Genomic DNA, 1,645 nt, shown 5'->3' with positions numbered 1-1,645 from the left:
TGGTTTGGTGCTGGAATAGCAAGATACGTTGGACTTTCAAAAGCACATGCGCAGCATATTATGGAATCCATTGCCTACAACTTGTACCGAACACCAGGGATTATTGTGTCAAATTCTATCAGATAAGGGGAAAATACGCTAAAGAAAGGGTCTATTTTGCACTAAAGTAGTCTTCTATAGCATCAGTTGCTTATAAATATGCACTCATTTAAGGTTATAGAGATGAAAATTGAAAATGTGGCAGGTTTTGCAGAGGTCTCCGACTGATTATCAAGGTTCTCATTTGTTAATTTATTTAAACTTCTGTTTGACTTTTCATTTTTCGTCAAACAATTAAGGGATTTTAACCTGTTATAAAAACATAAAAACCGGTTCAATTATCAAACACTAACAGCATAACTCATCAGAGGCTGTTGGTAACAATAAATAGTCATTAGCTCTATATCTGTTTGGGATTTTACCGAAAAAGATTAGCTCGTTTTAGTAATGGCAAGATTATGCCCTCAAAGTTGCGTTCATATCTGTCGATTTTACTGTATTCATCAAATAAATCATCATGCCCCACAAGAAGCTCTTTCAACACATCATTCTTTATCCTCACGACTTTGTTTACCCCCGGTGTGAAAAGATAACAAACGTAATTACTGCGAATGTTCTCAGTAGCCGTCAACATCATTGTCGCCCCCATGAGTCCTCCCATAACACCCATGCTGGAAGCCCCTCCCATTTTTGACACGTCATAGTAAGTTATGACGTATCGCCCGTCTTTTAAAGGATATGCCCGTGCAAAATCACGCCCCATAGCTCCTGCCAAACCAATACGAAGAGACCGTAAATTAAGCATAAACGTACTATCGCATTTAACAGCAAGTGCCTTTTTCCCAATTTCCTTTCTTACAGACTTCTTTTGTAATAAAAAATACAGCTCTGTGATCGCTTTTTTTTCACCATTCGCATCTTTTACAAAGGCAGGTTCGTCCACCTGAAGCTCAGACCAACGATTGTTTATAAGGTCTTCATGAGAAATGCAATATTGAATAACATGGGGAAGCAATACCGTATCAGGGGCTTCTGCTTTCATTATGAATGCATTAAAAATAAATGTAAGAACTGCGGACAAACGAAAGAGTGGAAGGCTATAATTCATATATCTGGAAACTTATTAAATGGTTTATTACAATATCAGGTGACGAACAAAACCAGCACCAAAGTACAAATGTATATAATAAATTTCTAATTTACAAATATTTTAAGATAAAATGGTAACAACAAACCCTATAATAAGTTCCACTAAGAACGTCCGCTTCCTACACGGAGGTCAACTCTTGCTATCACCCATTAAGAGATTTGCCTATCTCAATTTTCTTTGTACCTTTATGGTATGAAACAGAAGTTATCCTCTCCCAGTTTTGCTGACCTATTCCTTGGTCAAAGAAAGGTCAAGCAGACATTCTTTTCACAAATAGAAACACCCCTAACGAAAGCTAAATTGCCACGGAAAGCACTTGTCTATACCGATAAAGGATATGACTCGATGGAGAACAAAAAAACCTCAAACGTATGAAACTTAAAAGTCGTATCATGCATAAAGGAACAAGAGGACATGAAATTACAGAAAGGCAGCAGCGTATCAACGTTGCGATAA

1 protein-coding gene and 2 pseudogenes are annotated in these 1,645 nt (G+C 37.2%); 2 read left to right on the top strand and 1 reads right to left on the bottom strand.

Annotated elements, in window-relative coordinates:
- Positions 1-126 (top strand): annotated as a pseudogene (locus K334_RS15355) (IS5 family transposase); the annotation flags it as partial.
- A 331-nt stretch (positions 127-457) separates the two neighbouring features.
- Here the strand turns inward: K334_RS15355 and K334_RS0112750 are convergent.
- Positions 458-1,081: a DUF6563 family protein gene (locus K334_RS0112750; RefSeq protein WP_248623529.1), complete on the bottom strand. Its 624-nt coding sequence runs from the start codon at positions 1,079-1,081 to the stop codon at positions 458-460.
- 381 nt (positions 1,082-1,462) lie between these two features.
- Between K334_RS0112750 and K334_RS15350 the strand changes: the two are divergent.
- Positions 1,463-1,645, top strand: a pseudogene (locus tag K334_RS15350) (IS5 family transposase); the annotation flags it as partial.

It is taken from the genome of Segatella baroniae DSM 16972 = JCM 13447 (assembly GCF_000426585.1).
In the GTDB taxonomy this organism is placed as follows: Bacteria; Bacteroidota; Bacteroidia; order Bacteroidales; family Bacteroidaceae; genus Prevotella; species Prevotella baroniae.
This window is presented reverse-complemented; position numbering and strand designations above follow the sequence as displayed.